17 protein-coding genes and 6 tRNA genes are annotated in these 17,359 nt (G+C 41.6%); 14 read left to right on the forward strand and 9 right to left on the reverse strand.

What is annotated here, in order from left to right:
- Window position 1 precedes the first annotated feature (1 nt).
- The 8 genes from V6R21_RS10470 (at window position 2) to V6R21_RS10505 (ending at window position 6,666) form a co-directional block, all read left to right on the forward strand.
- Complete coding sequence (locus tag V6R21_RS10470) at window positions 2–913, forward strand: ABC transporter ATP-binding protein (protein ID WP_334243470.1); 912 nt, start codon at window positions 2–4, stop codon at window positions 911–913.
- Window positions 900–1,640 carry an ABC transporter ATP-binding protein gene (locus tag V6R21_RS10475; protein WP_334243472.1) on the forward strand — a complete coding sequence of 247 codons (741 nt, stop codon included), beginning with the start codon at window positions 900–902 and terminating at the stop codon, window positions 1,638–1,640. Before V6R21_RS10470 ends, V6R21_RS10475 begins: the two co-directional genes overlap by 14 nt.
- A 23-nt stretch (window positions 1,641–1,663) precedes the next feature.
- Window positions 1,664–2,788, forward strand: coding sequence for an ABC transporter permease (locus tag V6R21_RS10480; RefSeq protein WP_334243474.1), 1,125 nt, complete (start codon window positions 1,664–1,666; stop codon window positions 2,786–2,788).
- A 2-nt stretch (window positions 2,789–2,790) separates the two neighbouring features.
- Window positions 2,791–3,909, forward strand: a complete 1,119-nt coding sequence (locus V6R21_RS10485; protein ID WP_334243475.1) for an ABC transporter permease — start codon at window positions 2,791–2,793, stop codon at window positions 3,907–3,909.
- Window positions 3,910–3,965: 56 nt separating this feature from the next.
- Entirely contained in the window at window positions 3,966–4,514 is a 549-nt protein-coding gene (locus tag V6R21_RS10490; RefSeq protein WP_334243476.1) for a uracil-DNA glycosylase family protein, read from the forward strand.
- 10 nt (window positions 4,515–4,524) lie between these two features.
- Window positions 4,525–5,241, forward strand: a complete 717-nt coding sequence (locus V6R21_RS10495; RefSeq protein WP_334243479.1) for a hypothetical protein — start codon at window positions 4,525–4,527, stop codon at window positions 5,239–5,241.
- Window positions 5,242–5,649: 408 nt separating this feature from the next.
- Window positions 5,650–6,063 carry a VOC family protein gene (locus V6R21_RS10500; RefSeq protein ID WP_334243481.1) on the forward strand — a complete coding sequence of 138 codons (414 nt, stop codon included), beginning with the start codon at window positions 5,650–5,652 and terminating at the stop codon, window positions 6,061–6,063.
- A gap of 24 nt (window positions 6,064–6,087) precedes the next feature.
- Entirely contained in the window at window positions 6,088–6,666 is a 579-nt protein-coding gene (locus V6R21_RS10505) for a DinB family protein (protein ID WP_334243483.1), read from the forward strand.
- 48 nt (window positions 6,667–6,714) lie between these two features.
- On the opposite strand, the gene V6R21_RS10510 is transcribed toward V6R21_RS10505, so the two are convergent.
- Window positions 6,715–7,605, reverse strand: coding sequence for a sterol desaturase family protein (locus V6R21_RS10510; RefSeq protein ID WP_334243484.1), 891 nt, complete (start codon window positions 7,603–7,605; stop codon window positions 6,715–6,717).
- A 151-nt stretch (window positions 7,606–7,756) separates the two neighbouring features.
- Here V6R21_RS10510 and V6R21_RS10515 point away from each other — a divergent pair, with 151 nt between their 5' ends.
- Complete coding sequence (locus V6R21_RS10515; protein ID WP_334243486.1) at window positions 7,757–9,202, forward strand: leucine-rich repeat domain-containing protein; 1,446 nt, start codon at window positions 7,757–7,759, stop codon at window positions 9,200–9,202.
- A 61-nt stretch (window positions 9,203–9,263) separates the two neighbouring features.
- Here V6R21_RS10515 and V6R21_RS10520 read toward each other — a convergent pair whose 3' ends face one another.
- Window positions 9,264–9,821 carry a porin family protein gene (locus V6R21_RS10520; RefSeq protein WP_334243487.1) on the reverse strand — a complete coding sequence of 186 codons (558 nt, stop codon included), beginning with the start codon at window positions 9,819–9,821 and terminating at the stop codon, window positions 9,264–9,266.
- A 194-nt stretch (window positions 9,822–10,015) separates the two neighbouring features.
- On the opposite strand from V6R21_RS10520, the gene V6R21_RS10525 reads away from it, so the two are divergent.
- Both V6R21_RS10525 and V6R21_RS10530 read left to right on the forward strand, forming a co-directional pair.
- Window positions 10,016–11,044, forward strand: coding sequence for a threonine aldolase family protein (locus tag V6R21_RS10525; protein WP_334243489.1), 1,029 nt, complete (start codon window positions 10,016–10,018; stop codon window positions 11,042–11,044).
- Window positions 11,045–11,225: 181 nt separating this feature from the next.
- Window positions 11,226–11,636 carry a hypothetical protein gene (locus V6R21_RS10530; RefSeq protein WP_334243491.1) on the forward strand — a complete coding sequence of 137 codons (411 nt, stop codon included), beginning with the start codon at window positions 11,226–11,228 and terminating at the stop codon, window positions 11,634–11,636.
- 49 nt (window positions 11,637–11,685) lie between these two features.
- Here the strand turns inward: V6R21_RS10530 and V6R21_RS10535 are convergent.
- From V6R21_RS10535 to V6R21_RS10565, 7 genes are all read right to left on the reverse strand, one after another.
- Window positions 11,686–11,758: transfer RNA gene (locus tag V6R21_RS10535), tRNA-Phe, on the reverse strand.
- A gap of 78 nt (window positions 11,759–11,836) precedes the next feature.
- Window positions 11,837–11,909, reverse strand: a tRNA-Phe gene (locus V6R21_RS10540).
- A gap of 64 nt (window positions 11,910–11,973) precedes the next feature.
- Window positions 11,974–12,046: transfer RNA gene (locus tag V6R21_RS10545), tRNA-Phe, on the reverse strand.
- A gap of 80 nt (window positions 12,047–12,126) precedes the next feature.
- A tRNA-Phe gene (locus V6R21_RS10550) sits at window positions 12,127–12,199 on the reverse strand.
- Between the two features lie 80 nt (window positions 12,200–12,279).
- A tRNA-Phe gene (locus V6R21_RS10555) sits at window positions 12,280–12,352 on the reverse strand.
- A gap of 79 nt (window positions 12,353–12,431) precedes the next feature.
- Window positions 12,432–12,504, reverse strand: a tRNA-Phe gene (locus tag V6R21_RS10560).
- 149 nt (window positions 12,505–12,653) lie between these two features.
- Window positions 12,654–13,268 carry a SprT-like domain-containing protein gene (locus V6R21_RS10565; protein WP_334243494.1) on the reverse strand — a complete coding sequence of 205 codons (615 nt, stop codon included), beginning with the start codon at window positions 13,266–13,268 and terminating at the stop codon, window positions 12,654–12,656.
- An 83-nt stretch (window positions 13,269–13,351) separates the two neighbouring features.
- Here V6R21_RS10565 and mazG point away from each other — a divergent pair, with 83 nt between their 5' ends.
- The 3 genes from mazG to thrC all read left to right on the forward strand — a co-directional run bounded on the left by mazG (window position 13,352) and on the right by thrC (window position 17,300).
- Entirely contained in the window at window positions 13,352–14,155 is an 804-nt protein-coding gene (gene mazG / locus V6R21_RS10570; protein WP_334243495.1) for a nucleoside triphosphate pyrophosphohydrolase, read from the forward strand.
- A 266-nt stretch (window positions 14,156–14,421) separates the two neighbouring features.
- Window positions 14,422–15,813: an alanine/glycine:cation symporter family protein gene (locus V6R21_RS10575; protein WP_334244920.1), complete on the forward strand. Its 1,392-nt coding sequence runs from the start codon at window positions 14,422–14,424 to the stop codon at window positions 15,811–15,813.
- Between the two features lie 182 nt (window positions 15,814–15,995).
- A complete protein-coding gene (gene thrC, locus V6R21_RS10580) occupies window positions 15,996–17,300 on the forward strand; it encodes a threonine synthase (protein WP_334243496.1) in 1,305 nt (434 codons plus the stop codon).
- Window positions 17,301–17,359: the final 59 nt, after the last annotated feature.

Below are 17,359 nucleotides of genomic sequence, written 5' to 3' on the forward strand. Positions count from 1 at the left end.
AATGGCAGCCATTTCGGTAGAACATATCAGCAAGCAATACGGCGAGACAAAGGCGCTGGAATCGGTCAGCTTTGAAGTTAAGGAAGCAGAGCTTTTCGGACTGATTGGTCCTGATGGCGCAGGCAAATCTACCCTGTTCCGAATACTGACGACCTTGCTGTTGGCAGATGAGGGTGAGGCTTATGTGGCAGGACATCATGTGGTAAAAGACTACAAGGAAATCAGGAAAAAGGTGGGGTATATGCCGGGAAAGTTTTCCCTTTATCAGGATTTGAGTGTAGAGGAGAATCTATCCTTTTTTGCGACCATTTTCGGAACGACTATCGAAGAGAACTATGAGCTGATCAAGGATATCTACGTTCAGATTGAGCCTTTCAAGAAGCGACCTGCGGGTAAACTTTCGGGTGGTATGAAGCAGAAGCTGGCGCTTTGCTGTGCCCTGATTCACAAACCTGAAGTGTTGTTTCTAGATGAACCAACAACGGGTGTGGATGCTGTAAGCCGTAAGGAATTTTGGGAAATGCTGAAGCAGCTGAAAGCCAAAGGTATCACAATTCTAGTCAGTACGCCTTATATGGATGAGGCAAGCCTTTGTGATCGGATTGCGCTGATTCAGTCGGGGAAAATCCTGACCATCAATACACCGAAAGGACTGATGAATGAGTTTACCAAACCGCTTTATGCTGTCAAAGCCGAAAACACTTACAAGCTGTTGACCTTCTTGAGACAGCAGGATTTTACGGATACCGTTTTGCCATTCGGGGAATTTCTTCATCTGACAACGGAAGAAGATATGCCCGAATCAGAAATTGAAAATCACTTGAAGGCTGACGGATTTGAAAAAGCGGAAGTAAAGCGAATTGAACCTACTGTGGAGGATATTTTTCTTGCCCTAAGCAGTGAAACTGAGTAAGGATATGGTGGAATATGCAATCAAGGTAGAAGGACTGACCAAGCGGTTCGGAGATTTTACGGCAGTGGATGCGATCACCTTCGAAGTGAAACGAGGGGAAATCTTTGGTTTTCTAGGTGCCAATGGCGCAGGAAAAACCACCGCTATCCGTATGCTGACAGGCTTGAGCAAACCAACGGAAGGAACCGGTGAAGTGGCAGGTTTTGATATTGGACATTCCTATGAGAAGATCAAGCAACGAATCGGTTATATGTCACAAAAGTTCAGCTTGTATGATGACCTGACCGTCAGGGAAAATATCCGTTTCTATGGAGGAATTTATGGGTTGGATAAGAAACAGATCAAAGAAAAGATTGAGCATATTCTGCATGACCTAAACCTTGGAGAAGTGGAGAATAAGTTGGTCGCTTCCTTGCCTTTGGGTTGGAAGCAACGGCTGGCATTTGCTGTCTCGATGGTGCATGAGCCTGACATCGTTTTCTTGGACGAACCGACGGGCGGTGTAGACCCACAAGTCAGAAGGCAGTTTTGGGAAACCATCTATCAAGTGGCAGAACAGGGCAGAACGGTATTCGTGACCACACACTATATGGATGAAGCCGAATATTGTGACAGGGTTTCCATAATGGTGGCAGGAAAAATCGAAGCAATGGATACACCTGAAAACCTGAAAAAGCAGTTTGAAGCAACTTCCATGGATGAAGTGTTCCTGAAGCTGGTTCGTTGATCTGATCTAAAGTCTCTAGTCTTATGTCAAGTATCTCAATACTTAAAATATTTTGGGCATTTGTCAAGAAGGAAATCTACCATATCCTGAGGGATAGGCGTACCCTGTTGATCCTTTTCGGAATGCCCTTGGCGCAAGTACTGATCTTCGGTTATGCGGTGACCAATGAGTTCAAGGATGCCGCTATCGATGTGTTGGATCATGCCAAGGATGATGCAAGCCGTGAACTCATTTACCACTTGCAAAGTTCTGGCAACTTCAGTTTGCACAAGATGCTGCATTCGGAAGCGGAGTTGGAGGATAGCTTTAAGGAAGGCACTTCCAAACTGGTCATGGTGATTCCTGAAGACTTCTCATCGGATTTGTACGGGAGCAAGGATGTGACCATCCAATTATTGGCAGATGGTTCTGACCCGAACAATGCCAATACTTTGGTCCAATATGCCACGGTCATGATTAACAGTTTTGTGAAAGACAAACTGCATCTGGGTAGCAATCCCTATCAGATCAATGTCGCCTCAAGGATGCTGTACAACCCACAATTGGTGAGTGCCTACAACTTCGTTCCCGGAACGATTGCCATTATCCTGTTGATTATCTCTGCCATGCTGACTTCTCTGACCATTGCTAGGGAAAAGGAACTAGGTACGATGGAAATCCTATTGGTGTCTCCCTTGCCGCCATTGCTGATCATCTTGGGAAAAGTAACCCCGTATGCATTCCTCTCATTCGTGGATGCCGTGTTGGTACTGATTGTCGGTTATTTTGTCTTTGAAGTGCCGGTAGTCGGCAGCCTTTTTCTACTGTTGCTGATTTGCTTGCTGTATGTGGTGACGGCACTCTCATTAGGAACGTTGATTTCTACGGTATCCAAGACACAGCAAGATGCCATGATGCGCTCGCTGATCGGTTTGATGATGCCTTCCATGATCTTGTCAGGTTTTATCTTCCCCTTGACAAGTATGCCGAAGCTGTTGTTTTATCTGGGGCATATCATTCCTGCTACTTATTTTATCGAAATACTGAAAGGGGTGATGTTGCGTGGAGTGGGCTTGCATTTTATTATCACGGAGGTTTGTGTATTGATCGGGATGACCTTGTTCCTGTTGATGCTTACATGGAAAAACTTTAAAACAAGACTGGAATAGGTATGAGAATCTTAGGCTATCTGATACAGAAGGAGTTTATCCAGATTGTCCGCAACAAAGCTTTGTTGCCAATGATGACGATCCTGCCGATTGTGCAGCTGATCCTGCTTTCCAATGCCGCTTCCAATGAGATAAAGGATGTTAGGGTTGTGCTGGTAGATATGGATCAGTCTGAAACTTCCCGCTTGCTGGTAAGAAAAATAACTGCCAATGACCGCTTTACCATCGTAGATGCTCCTTTTAGTCAGGAGCAGGGAATGGAATTATTACAGGCAAATAAAGCGGATATCATCCTTGAAGTACCATCCAATTTTGAGAAGGAATATATCAGGGGAGAGCAACCCGAATTGCAGATGTTGGTCAATGCTATCAACGGACAGCAGGCAACAGTAGGTTCTGGTTACCTGAACAATGTGATCCGTTCTTTCAATCAAGATATCATGCGTGAGGTGGCAGTGAGAATGAGACAGGTTGGAGGGGCACAGGTTAATATTGTCACCCGAAACTGGTACAATCCCGAAATCAAGTATAACCACTTTATGGCACCGGGTATTCTGGCGGAAATCACAGCCTTGCTGACTATTGTGCTGTCTGCCATGAACGTGGTGCGGGAAAGGGAAATCGGAACCATTGAACAGATCAATGTGACACCTATTCAGAAATGGCAGTTTATCCTAGGTAAGCTGATTCCGTTTCTCTGTGTAGGATTGGTACTGTTGACCGTAGGATTGACCGCTGCCAAGCTGATCTTCGATATCCCGATCAGGGGAAATATTCCGTTGATTTTCTTCTATGCCATCTTTAACCTGATTGCTGTTTTGGGATTGGGACTACTGATCTCCAACTTTGCCGATACGCAGCAGCAAGCCATCTTTGTCGCTTTTTTCTTTGTGATGATCTTTATCCTGATGTGCGGTCTTTTCACCCCCATAGACAGTATGCCGAAATGGGCGCAACTGCTGACCATCCCAAATCCGTTGGCGCACTTTATTTCGGTCTCAAGAAAAGTCCTGATGAAAGGAAGTGGTTTGGCAGATGTAAAGTGGGAGTTTATTTATACCATTATGTTGGCGATTGTATTCAATAGTCTGGCGATATGGAGTTATAGGAAGCAGGTGTAAGAATTTGCCAAGTATGAGGAGAAAAACAATTCCATTGAAATAAGTATTGATATTATATGTCCATCGAAACCCACCCTTTCGGTTATTTTTTACCTGCTTTTCCTAAAACTCTGATTCTAGGAAGCTTTCCCTGTTTCAATGGGACAGATTATGGTGACTGGTTTTACAGTGGAAGCGGAAAAAATCATTTCTGGAAATTGCTTTCGGATATATTTGAAATGCCAGCTAACACTTTAGAGGAGAAAAAGTCTCTTTGTGAAAAGCATGGATTAGCATTGACAGATATTGCACACAAGATTGAACGAAAAAAGGGAAACTGCTCGGATAGTAACCTTAGGATTGTCGAGATCAATAAGGAAGCTATTGAAAGGTGTCTTGCTTCGGAAATTGAAAAAATCCTCTTTACTAGCCGATTTGTGGAGCGACATTTCCTTAGGCATTTTCCAAAGGTCAAAGTCCCTTCAGGGATATTGGTGTCTCCTTCCCCAGCAGCGAATATCCATATAGCAGGTTTGGCTGAATATAAACAGCTACGAGCTGATGAAATAGTTGTTTCTCCCTATGAATATCGTTTGTTGAAGTACAGGGAGTTGCTTATGCAATAACAACCTGTTTATGAGTAAGGTCATATTTGAAGAATGGAATAATAACTATTTTGAAAGGACTACATTCAACCAAATATGCTATACTATGAAACCCTACCTGAATATATTGATCATTTGTCTATTGGTTTTACTTGGGTGTACGCCAACTAAAATGACTACCTCTTGGCAAAACCCTAAGATTAAGGAACCTGCTTATGAAAATGTTTTTGTGGCAGCCCTGACCGAAAACATGGGTATTCGGCAGCGGGTCGAGAACGAGATTGCTTATCAAATTCAGAAGGAAGGAGGAGCAGCTGGACCAAGTGCTGAACTTTTTCCTCCTAAGCTGGATGGACATATGCCTCAAGATAAAAACGTGATATTGGAGAAGGTAAGGGCTGCAGGTTTTGATTCAATACTGACAGTTGCATTGGTCGATTCCAAGAATGAGACACGTTACGTTCCTGGTGCCGCAGGGTATGCTCCAATGGGTATGTATGGGTATTATGGGACTTTTGGCGGTTATTATGGATATAGGTATCCTTATGCTTATTCACCTGGCTATTATACGCAGGACAAGGTCTATTTTATGGAGGCAAATCTTTATGATGTAGCTACTGAACAGTTGGTTTGGTCTGCTCAGTCAGAATTCTATAACCCCAGCGATTTGGAAAGTTTTGCCAATGACTTTGCTGATAGAGTAAGTAACAGCTTACGGTGGGATAGGTTAATTGCGATTAAGAAATAGGCAGTTTTTCTGATCAATAATAGTAGCCGTAGGCAAAAGCCTACGGCTACAATGATTCAATCCCATTGGGATTTTCTCTCTTACAGCAAACGCTGTATCCGAAGGAAACAAACCATATTAGCTCCGGATGGTAATCCGGATTTTACAGTATTCATTATATCATAACACTGAAAGGGTTGAACAGTATAAAAGCATCATTTAGTAGATCATAATATGTGAAAGGGTTAGCATAAAAAATCTCTATTCCAATTCAGTTCTTGCTTAAAAGGCTTCATGGATATCTAAGATCTGTGAAGCTTTTTTGTTGCTGAAAATCATAAAGATAACTGGGTTTTTTTGACTGATTTTCAGTCAAAATTGTAAATTGCCTGTACATGAATTTTTATGCTACTTAACCACTATCAACAAATGAAGCGAGTAACAGGCATTGGCGGCATTTTCTTTAAATGTACTAACCCTACCGAAGTAAAGTCATGGTACAGTAAACATTTGGGGCTGAATACGGATGAGTATGGAACCAGTTTCGAATGGCGCAAAGCAGAGAATCCAAATGAAAAAGGTTATACGGCATGGAGCCCAATGGATGAAAAGACAGATTACTTTGCGCCTTCAGAGCAGTCTTTTATGGTCAATTTCAGGGTAGAGAATTTGGAAGCACTTATAGCTGTTCTAAAAGAAGAAGGAGTTCAGGTAATAGGTGAAATCCAAAGCTATGAATATGGTAAGTTTGCCCATATCATGGATCCGGAAGGGAATAAGGTAGAGCTTTGGGAACCTGTTGATGAGGAGTATGACAAGGTTGCAGACAAGAAGACTTTCTAGATCACTTTTCAAATACAATTTACCATGAAGTTTAATACCCAAGAATTGATTAAAGAACTCTCAACTGCCATTATCAGCCAACAACAATGGATGGAAAGAGAAATTCAAACCCTCTCTGAGGAAGAACTGAACTGGAAGGCTGCACCTGATTCATGGAGTATTCTAGAATGCGTGGAGCACCTTAACCGTTATGCGGAATTTTATCTGGACAAGTTTGAAGCGAAAACTAAATGTGGGGAAGAGACAAAGTCTGATGTTTACCAGTCGGGTTGGCTGGGAAATTATTTTGCCAATTCCATGTTGCCCAAAGAAGGAAAAGTAACTAATAGAATGAAAACATTTAGTGACAAGAACCCTTCAGGAAGTAACCTGACAAAAAAGGTATTGGAAGTGCACCAAAGAGATCAGGAAAGGCTGGTGGAAATTTTGAATGATTCATCCCATCTAGATTTTGGGAAAAACAGGATTCCAACAACCTTGGGAAGCTGGATGAAACTAAAATACGGAGATGCATTGCGTTTTATCATCAACCATATTGTTAGGCATTATGTACAGCTTCACAGAATAAGAGAAGGAGTTGAGGCTGCCAAACAGGCAAGCTGAAAAGACATGAGTCACCATTGAAATCTGATTTCATGGTGACTCATGTTTTTATTTATGTGCTTTATCTTCGTTAGCTAATATTCCATGTGTGCTTTGCCCAATAAAGTCTTTCGGGAATTGGTCATCCCCTTCAAAGCCTAATTCAATGTCTCGTCCATCATAAGGGATATAGGCAGTTCCAAACAGGTAGTCCCAAAGGCTTAGGGTTAGCCCGAAGTTTACCCCGTTTTTATACTTCTTTGGCAAGTGGTAAGCATGGTGCCAAATATGCATCTGTGGGCTATTGAGAACCTTTTGCAGAGGACCTATAGGCAAGTAGATGTTAGCATGGTTTAAGTGACCTATAGCCAAGGTGATAATATGAATTACAAAGAAGTCATATAAGCCGATGCCAATCATGGCAAGTGGAATGTATTCGATGGTGCGATAAACGACAGTCTCCATCCAGTGAAAACGCAGGTGTGCAGCAAACCCCATTTCTTTGACCGAGTGATGTACCTTATGAAACTCCCAAAGCCACGGTACGGTATGTAGCAGTCGGTGCGTCCACCATTGTATAAAGTCCCTTATAAAGAAGCCAATCAGCCAGACAGCCCAAAGAGGTAGTGATTGGAGGTTTATGGCTACCAGATTTTTGATTCCAAAAATCCCTAAAAAATCATTGAAAAACTGTACAACTACATCTGATGTTGCATTGTAAATGACAAGGGAGAACAGGAAGAAATTGAACAACATGTAGAATGCATCTAACCAGAAGTCTTTACGAAACTTGGGTTGGTTTTTCCGCCAAGGGCGTATCAACTCCAACCCAAATACAAACACAGACAAACCGATGAGCCAATAGAAGTAATTGTGCCAGCTTGGGTGTGTGATTTCATGCCAGAGGTAATTGGCATAACCAGTATAGCCATTGATAAATGTGTTCCAATAGTTGGTCATAATTTTATATCTCTCTTTATATAGAGCAAAAGTAACATTTTGAAGATGTAAACACATCTGGTCAATTAATTCTTTAAGGTATAAGTTTTTGTAACTAATTTCTTAGTTGGTATATTGTACGGAGAATTTTATAACCCTGTAATGTACTATTATGAAAAGCCTTTATTTTTTCATCGGATCATTATTACTGCTCTCTGCTTGTAACCCACGATACTACGTACTGCTGAAAAGTGATCAAAGAAAGGAGTTGAAATCTAAAATAAATGAACATACCGAATTTCATATCAGGAGAGAGGAGGAGCGCCTGAAGAGAATGGAGGCATCAAAAGAGATGCTTAAAAAGCCTGGTGTCAAGTTGGGAGACAATAGTAAGAGGGAGGCTGAATATGCAATTCAACGATTGGAGTATGACAGTTTAGCAAAAATAGCACTGTCTTCTGGGACGGATACCATTATAGCGTTGAGTCTTAAAGGAGCAGGGTATCAGCAGCTACCGATTTGGCTCAAGGAGTTTAAGAACCTGAAAAGGCTTGACCTGAGTAGAAACAAGCTTTCAGAAGTTGACCTACCTTATTTACCTAATCTTGAAGTACTCAACCTGTCGCAGAATGAGTTTGAAAAGATTCCTGAATGCATATTTCAGATGCCGCATCTCAAGAAGGTTTATCTTTTCAGAAATAAGCTGAGTAAAAATGTAAAAAGGTTGAGAGCTGGAGAATCAGATTCTATTGAGCTACTTGATTTGAGCAGGAATAAACTGACTCGTTTTCCCGCTGAACTGAAAAAACTGAAAGCAATCAAAAAGTTGGATATCAGTGGGAACAAGATTGGCAGTTTGAAAGGAGTCTGGAAAATAAAATCCTTACAAGATTTGACTGCTGATGAGAACCCGCTGTTTTTGCATCCAAAAGATGTAGCAGAACTTAGAAGGCTGAAACGTTTTTCGGCAGCTGTATGTCAACTTAACTATGTACCCGAACAGATAGGTGATGCGGTTTTTCTGGAAAAATTGGTTTTGACTGATAACCGACTGGAAAACCTGCCTTCTTCCATTGGGAAACTTCAGCGGTTGCAAAACCTGACTTTGTATAAAAATAGCCTGACTACGGTTCCCGAAGAGGTTTACACGATCAAGTCTCTAAAGTGGCTTGACCTGTACTATAACCAGCTTACTGAACTTAGTGCTGCCATTGGAAACTTAGAGCACCTTGAAATTCTCTACACTTCTTATAATAAGCTACAGGCTTTGCCGAATGAAATCTCAAAACTAACTAAGCTGGAGGAGTTATACGCCCACAACAATCATTTGATGCAGGTGCCAGCATCGTATGGTTCACTGAAAGCGCTCAAGGTGCTTCACCTTCAGAATAACCTGCTTACCGAGTTTCCTGTATTTGTATTGGACTTACCCAAGTTGAAGGAACTGAATTTAGCCTCAAACGAATTGAAAATGGTTCCTGAGGATCTTTTGAAACTGGAAAACCTGAATATGTTTTTTGTAGAAGACAATCTTATAGAGAAAGGAACCGAAGCGCATGAACAGGTGAAGGAAGTAATGTCTGTGTTATCAGAAAGAAGAGTCTCTACTCGGTTCTGATATTAAAAAAATACCCCATCCTTTTCAGGTATGGGGTATAAAAAACCGATTTGGTTGAATACTACAATGGAATTCTAACTCCAAAATTAGCGTAGAATGCGTTTGGCTTTGCTTTGATGTCTTCTTTGATAATATCATTGATGCCCCACTCATAGTTGAGGTCTAAAAAGAACATAAGGAAGTCAACACCTGCACCGACTCCGACACCCCAAGAGACATCATCAAAATCAAATTGGTTTTGGGTACCATTTGAATCAGTGATAAAGGATGCCGAGCCACCAACAAATCCTCTGACATTGAGTGCTGCATCAGGTTCGAACAAACTCAGACCAAAGTTGAGAGGGACTCTGATCCCTTTAAATTTTGTCTTATAATCTGTTCCATTGTCTCGGAACTCTCCTTCTCTCCTGAACCATTGTACACCAGGCTCAATGTAAAGGTGATGACCGAACATGACATTACCACCAAATTGGTAGCCAATGTTGGAGTCGTTGCCATCTAGGTCACGTAAAGAAGTTGTGTTAATTCCTGCCAATGGTTTAATGACCAGTTGTGCATACCCTTCTGAAACAAAAAATGCCATCAGACAGACAAAAGTAGTAAGTAGTAGCTTTTTCATAGTTGGCTGTATTAATTAAAAATGGATAAATAATATCTTCAATCTAATAATCTTTCGTTGTCTGTACGATGTTTAAAATCATGCAACTTGATAGTCTTAATAAGTGTTTACCACTTGTCTTTGAAATAAGGGGAGATGTTTTTTGCTTTTTCTGAGAATGGGTGAAACATTTGCATTCTCTCTAAATAGCTAAAATGATGAAAGGATTTGCAAGTGATAATTATGCAGGCGTCTCTCCTGAAATAATGGAGGCAATTGCAAAGGCCAACTTGGCAGAGCATCAGGGTTCTTATGGGGCTGATGAGTTTACTGGACGTGCAGTCGGGATGATCAAGGAAATCTTTGGTGCACCTGATGCGGAAGTGTTTTTTGTCATGAATGGGACAGGTGCGAATGTGACAGCACTTCAGACCATGTGTCGTTCTTATGAGGCGGTCGTATGTACTGAGATGGCGCATATCAATACCGATGAGTGTGCAGCTGCTGAAAAGTTTATAGGCGGTAAATTGCTTTACTTACCTTCAAAGATGGGCAAGCTGAATATTGACCAGATTAGACCTTTGCTTGGGGGCAGGGGAGAGCATCAGGCGCTACCAAGGGTAATCTCCATTACACAGGCAACCGAAGTTGGTACACTCTACACAGTGGAAGAGATCAAGGCTTTTGCTGAGTTTGCACATGAGAATGGACTGTATTTGCATGTGGACGGAGCCAGAATTGCCAACGCAGCAGTTTCCTTGGGTGTAAGTTTTAAAGAAATGCTGACAGACACAGGTGTAGATGTAGTGTCGTTTGGGGGTACTAAAAACGGGATGATGATGGGAGAGGCTGTCGTCTTCTTGAATCCTGAGTTAGCAAGAGATTACCGATTTGTCAGGAAGCAGGGTATGCAGCTGTTGTCTAAAATGCGTTATGTAGGCGCTCAATTTGAGGCTTACCTTTCAGATAACCTGTGGTACAAAAATGCGAGACATGCCAATATGCTTGCACAGAAGCTGGGAGAAAAGCTTTCCAAGCTGGATGGAGTTGCATTGATGTGTCCTGTTGAGGCAAATGGTGTTTTTGTTGAATTGCCTAGAGAAATTACGTCAACGCTTCAGGAGCGCTTCCCTTTCTATATTTGGAATGAGGAAACCAATGCTGCCCGACTGATGGTTTCGTTTGACACTACTGAAGTAGAAGTGAATGAGTTTGTACAAATGGCGGAAGAACTGATCGGTTAAGCTGTTTGGCATAATTCCAAGATAAAAAAGGTCTGTCTGCTAGAAGTAGGCAGACCTTTTTGTGTTTTTATCCTGATATCGTTTCGTATGTAAGGTTATGGTGAGATGAAAATTGAATATGTACGCTGAAAGTAGCTAAATGGTGAAGTAAATTATTTGGTGTCCAACTTTCATGTCATTAATGATGCGACGAACAACTATCTATGAAAGCGATTTTTCTCAGGTTGACTTTGAGTCCGAAAACAATTTGATCATTACTACTTATAAACCTGCAACCGCCTTAATGTCCGATGAGGACTATCGTAAGGAAATCAAGAATCAGTTGGCGCTGATGGGAAATTATAAGCCTGAGTTTGCATTGGAGGATTTGAGAGATCTGTCTTTTGTGCTATCGATAGAGTTACAGGAGTGGGGAAGAACCTATGTAAGGAATGCACTTGTGGAGGTGGGGATTCGAAAGACGGCGAATATCTATAGCCAGAAGTTTTTTGTTCACCTATCTGTGGAAACACAAGCCGAAGGAATAAAGGAGCCTGCCATTAGCTTTTTTGAGAATGAGGAAAAAGCCAGAAGGTGGTTATTTGAAAACTGAAATGCTATAAAAAAAGAAAAGCCTAAGATAAACTCTTAGGCTTTGTTTGTGGTGTTGAGTGGATTCGAACCACCGACACACGGATTTTCAGTCCGATGCTCTACCAACTGAGCTACAACACCGAAATTGGTTTCAGCACTTAGTGTACTGTAAAAGTTTGTATTGTTAAAGTGACTGACTAACGTTTAAGTCAGTAAAAGTGGTGTTGAGTGGATTCGAACCACCGACACACGGATTTTCAGTCCGATGCTCTACCAACTGAGCTACAACACCGAAATTGGTTTCAGTACTTAGTGTACTGTGAAAGTGACTGACTAACGTTTAAGTCAGCAAAAAGTGGTGTTGAGTGGATTCGAACCACCGACACACGGATTTTCAGTCCGATGCTCTACCAACTGAGCTACAACACCGAAATTGGTTTCAGTACTTAGATGCACTGTCAAAGTTTGCTTTATTAAAGTGACTGACTAACGTTTAAGTCAGCAAAAAGTGGTGTTGAGTGGATTCGAACCACCGACACACGGATTTTCAGTCCGATGCTCTACCAACTGAGCTACAACACCGAAATTGGTTTCAGCACTTAGATGCACTGTCAAAGTTTGCTTTATTAAAGTGACTGACTAACGTTTAAGTCAGCAAAAAGTGGTGTTGAGTGGATTCGAACCACCGACACACGGATTTTCAGTCCGATGCTCTACCAACTGAGCTACAACACCGAAATTGGTTTCAGCACTTAGATGCACTGTTCAAGTTTATATTATTAAAGTGACTGACTTCGTTTAAGTCAGCAAAAAGTGGTGTTGAGTGGATTCGAACCACCGACACACGGATTTTCAGTCCGATGCTCTACCAACTGAGCTACAACACCAATGCGTTAGTCCGTCTGACTTTCGTGCCCCATTTTCCTTTAGAGCGGTGCAAAAGTGGGTAATTTTTTTTGTTTAACAAAACGTTGATCTAAAAAAAACTTAGCAAAACACTATTCACTTGTTAATAAAAATGCCGTTTTTGACGCTTTTAAAGGGGTTTTACCTGAATTAACCCGCTGATTCTGAATGTTCTTTCTGTTTCCTTTTCGGTGCACTTAAAATGCTTTCGGAGCAGGTGATTTTTTTTGAAAATTCTTCCGTCTTCAAGGGAAAAGTAACTTCCATCGGGCAAATCTTCGAGCAAAACCACTTGGTCTTGGTCCTTGTCATAGCGCTTCAAAGTTTTGTACAAGGCAGGGTCAGCACAGCTTGAAGCCAACGGATTTTTCAGGTAAGCGACCAAGGCTTGTCTGATATCATCCGGAAAAATGCCAACATTGAGAAATGGTTGCATCAAATGTGCAAATGCCATCTTCCATTCCTTGCCATGAGGTTGTACCTTGTTTTGATATTTTTCCCAAACAGCTAAATGTGCAAACTCATGTACAAACGTAACCAGAAAGCTATAGGGGTTTAGGCTGCCATTGACACTGATTCGGTGTCCTTTTCCCATATAAGGAGGTCTGTAGTCTCCATTGATGGTTTTTCTTTTGGGCTTGATGGTAAAGTGTACTTTGTAGTCCTGAATCCACTTGGCACCAAGTGGAGCCGCTTCAACAGGCATATATTTCGCTAGGGCGTTAACGATTTGTTCGTATTCCATTCAGTTTTTGATTTCGTATCTTTGCTCGTGCCCTAGGAAGTCCCATAGGGTTTTGTTCGAGATGTAAAATAAATCCAATTCTGATGAAAGACCAAACGAACGATCCTAGGCTGCTTGCCTTCAAGCGATTACTGGATATTATGGATGACCTGAGAGAGAAATGTCCTTGGGACCGCAAGCAAACGCTGGAATCCTTACGTTACCTGACCATTGAAGAAACTTACGAGCTTTCTGATGCCATTATAGAAAAAGACATGGAGGAAGTCAGAAAAGAGCTTGGTGACCTGATGCTGCACTTGGTGTTTTATGCTAAAATAGGTTCTGAAACCAATGATTTTAACATCACAGATGTATTGAATGGTATCTGTGAAAAGCTGATTGTACGCCACCCACACATATATGGAGATGTGGAGGTTCAGGACGAAGAAGATGTAAAGCGAAATTGGGAACTCATCAAACTCAAGGAAAAAGGAAATAAGAAAAAGACAATTTTGGGAGGTGTACCAAAATCGTTGCCTGCCATGATTAAGGCAATGCGGATTCAGGAAAAGGCTAAAGGCGCGGGCTTTGATTGGGACAACAAAGAGCAGGTTTGGGATAAGGTAGAAGAGGAAATGGCTGAATTTCAGCATGAATATAAGGACGTCAACAATATAGATCAGGATAAGGCAACAGGGGAGTTTGGGGATCTTCTGTTCTCGTTGATCAACTATTCTCGATTTGTAAATATTGACCCTGAAACGGCGCTGGAACTAACCAACAAGAAGTTTATCAGGCGTTTCAACTATCTGGAAGAAAGAGTGCAGCAAGATGGGAAGGAGTTTGGACAAATGACGCTGGAGGAAATGGACGCTTATTGGAATGAGGCAAAGACAAAAGGGATCTAGATCGTATAGGTAATACTTTAGAAGAGACCTTTCAGTAGTCGAGTTTAATGGTTTTTTGCAAAGCTGATTCAGAAATGAGTCAGCTTTTTTTATATTCACAATCATTGAGATTGATTTTTAAAAATCTTATAATTTATTGTATTTTGTGGATTCGCAAAAAAGTGTCAAATAACACGCTTGGTACAACTTTAACGGAATAATACAAACCGTAGCCATTTTCAGAGCGGGTTAATAAAAACAAAACATCAAAACGATCGGATTTTATGATGAAAGAAATTGAAGCATGGTGTGTGGCTTTTGGAAACTATGCATGGGGGATGCCTTTGCTGACATTGTTATTGGGTGGAGGAATATTTTTTATGATGTATTCTCGTTTTTTACCTTTCCGCTATTTTGGTCACGCTATTAATATTCTTAGAGGTAAATACGATGATCCTGACGATCCGGGAGAAATCGACCATTACCAAGCCTTGTCAGGTGCTATTGCAGCAACTGTAGGGATGGGTAATATCAGTGGTGTTGCGGTGGCAATTGCTACTGGTGGACCAGGTGCGTTATTCTGGATGTGGGTAAGTGCTTTATTCGGCTGTGCAACCAAGTTTTTTACATGTACACTTGCCGTTATGTATAGAGGAAAAGATACTGAAGGCAACCTTGAAGGAGGACCGATGTATGTCATCACCGAAGGCTTAGGTAAGCAGTGGAAACCACTGGCAGTATTTTTTGCTGTAGTAGGTTTGTTTGGTGTTTCGCCAATGTTTCAGGCAAACCAACTGACACAGGTTATCCGTGATGTGGTACTGACTCCAGCAGGAATGTTAGCTCCTGAAAGATGGATGACAGACGTGATTATTGGTACTGTAATTATGCTGGTAGTGTCATTGGTTATATTCGGAGGCATTCAACGTATCAGTAATGTAGCAGGTAAGTTGGTGCCTTTTATGATTGTGTTATATACAGGTTTTGTACTGTATATCATCTTCTCAAACTTCGGTCAGGTACCTGTCGCATTTGAGATGATCTTTGAAGATGCGTTTACTGGTGATGCCATATTAGGAGGTTCTTTGGGGGCTATCATTGTTGCCGGAGCCAGAAGGGCAGCATTTTCAAATGAAGCAGGAATTGGTACAGCCCCAATGATACATGGCGCTGCCAAGACAAAAGAGCCAGTTCGTGAAGGGCTTGTGGCAATGCTTGGCCCTGCGATTGATACAATCCTTGTTTGTACGATGACGGCCTTGGCAATTCTGATCACAGGTGTTTGGCAAACGAGTGATTCAGATGGCGTAACGTTGACAGCAGCAGCCTTTTCACAAGCAGCACCAATGTTAGGACATACCATTTTGGTGATTTGTGTTTTGATCTTTTCGATTACCACATTGTTCACCTTCTCTTATTACGGGACAAAGTGTACATCCTTCCTGTTAGGAGCAAAATACAAAGGTTTGTACAACTACCTGTATGCTGCTTTGATCGTTTGTGGAGCGGTGTTCCCAATGAAAGCCGTGATTAGTTTGATGGACGGTATGTACGCCATGATGGCTATTCCGACAATGGTGTCAGCTTTGTTGCTTTCACCAAAAGTAATGAAGGCTGCAACGTCCTATTTCAAGCGTGTCAATGAGATGGAACAAGAAGAGGTTTTAGATGTTAAGTAACCAAGGTTGCTGACAGTGTAAATATAATCCAAGGTACAAGGTTCAATGCCTTCTACTCTCAAACAAATTGGGCAAAAGTATATCGGTTTCATCGAATACTTTTGCCTTTTATAGTCTTAGTGTCCGGAATGCTTGTTGTCAAGGAAACAGGATACACTGAATGAACTCAAACTTTGAACCCCATGAAACTTTATAGTACTAAAAGAGAGGCACCAGAAGTGACACTGAAAGAGGCAGTGTTCAGAGGGTTGCCACAGGACAACGGTCTCTATATGCCTGAGCATATCGGAACGCTTCCACAGTCATTTTTTGATCATATAGAGGAACTGAATTTTCAGGAAATTGCCTTTGAAGTATCAAAAGCATTGTTGGGAGATGAAATTCCTGAAGATAAGCTGAAAGAAATTGTAGATGATGCCATCAATTTTGAGGCTCCTGTACGTCATGTGCATGACAATATCTATAGTCTTGAGCTGTTTCATGGGCCGACCTTAGCTTTTAAGGATTTTGGCGCCCGCTTTATGTCAAGGCTAATGTCTTATTTCCTGACAGAGGATGAAGAGCTTCATATTCTTGTAGCTACCTCAGGAGATACAGGTAGTGCTGTTGCTCAAGGTTTCTTGGGGGTTCCGGGTATTAAGGTGACCATTCTATATCCGAGCGGTAAGGTGAGTCATATTCAGGAACAGCAGCTGACTACGGTTGGTCAAAACGTACAAGCCTTTGAGGTAGAAGGAACATTTGATGATTGCCAGAGAATGGTTAAAGAGGCATTCCTAGATAAGGAATTGAGCCAAAAGTTAAGACTAAGCTCTGCCAACTCTATCAATATAAGTAGGTTGATTCCTCAGTCTTTCTACTATTTCAATGCTTATGCTCAGTTGAAGCGCCAAGGGAAAGACAAGGTGGTTTTCTGTGTACCTAGTGGTAACTTCGGTAACTTGTGTGGTGGGTTGATTGCTAAAAGAATGGGATTGCCTGTTATCCGTTTTGTGGCAGCTACGAATGTCAATGATGTGGTGCCAACTTACCTGAATACAGGTGTATTTAGCCCAAGACCTTCAACGGCTACAATTTCCAATGCGATGGATGTGGGGAACCCAAGTAACTTCCCTCGAATCCGAGAGCTGTACGATCAGTCTTTTGAGGCAGAGACTACAGATATTTTGGGTAAGCATTATACCGATCAGCAGACAAAAGAAACAATCCATACTGTATTTGATCGTGCAGACTATATCATGTGTCCTCATTCAGCTATCGGTTATATGGGGATAAAGGAGTATTTGGATGAATTGGATGATGAAGCAGTAGCGGGAATCTTCCTTTCAACGGCTCATGCTGCAAAGTTTGGTGATGTGGTAGAGCCAATCATTGATGCACCTGTAGAAATCCCGGAGAGACTTGTTGAGATCGTCAACAGGGAGAAAGTGGCTGAGTTGATAGCCCCTGATTTCGAAGTGTTGAAACAGAAGCTTCTGAACATTTAAGCACTCTATTTTAAGTCATAAAAAAACCGAAACAGTTCCAATAGCTGTTTCGGTTTAAA

It is taken from the genome of Limibacter armeniacum (genome assembly GCF_036880985.1).
GTDB lineage: Bacteria > Bacteroidota > Bacteroidia > Cytophagales > Flammeovirgaceae > Limibacter > Limibacter armeniacum.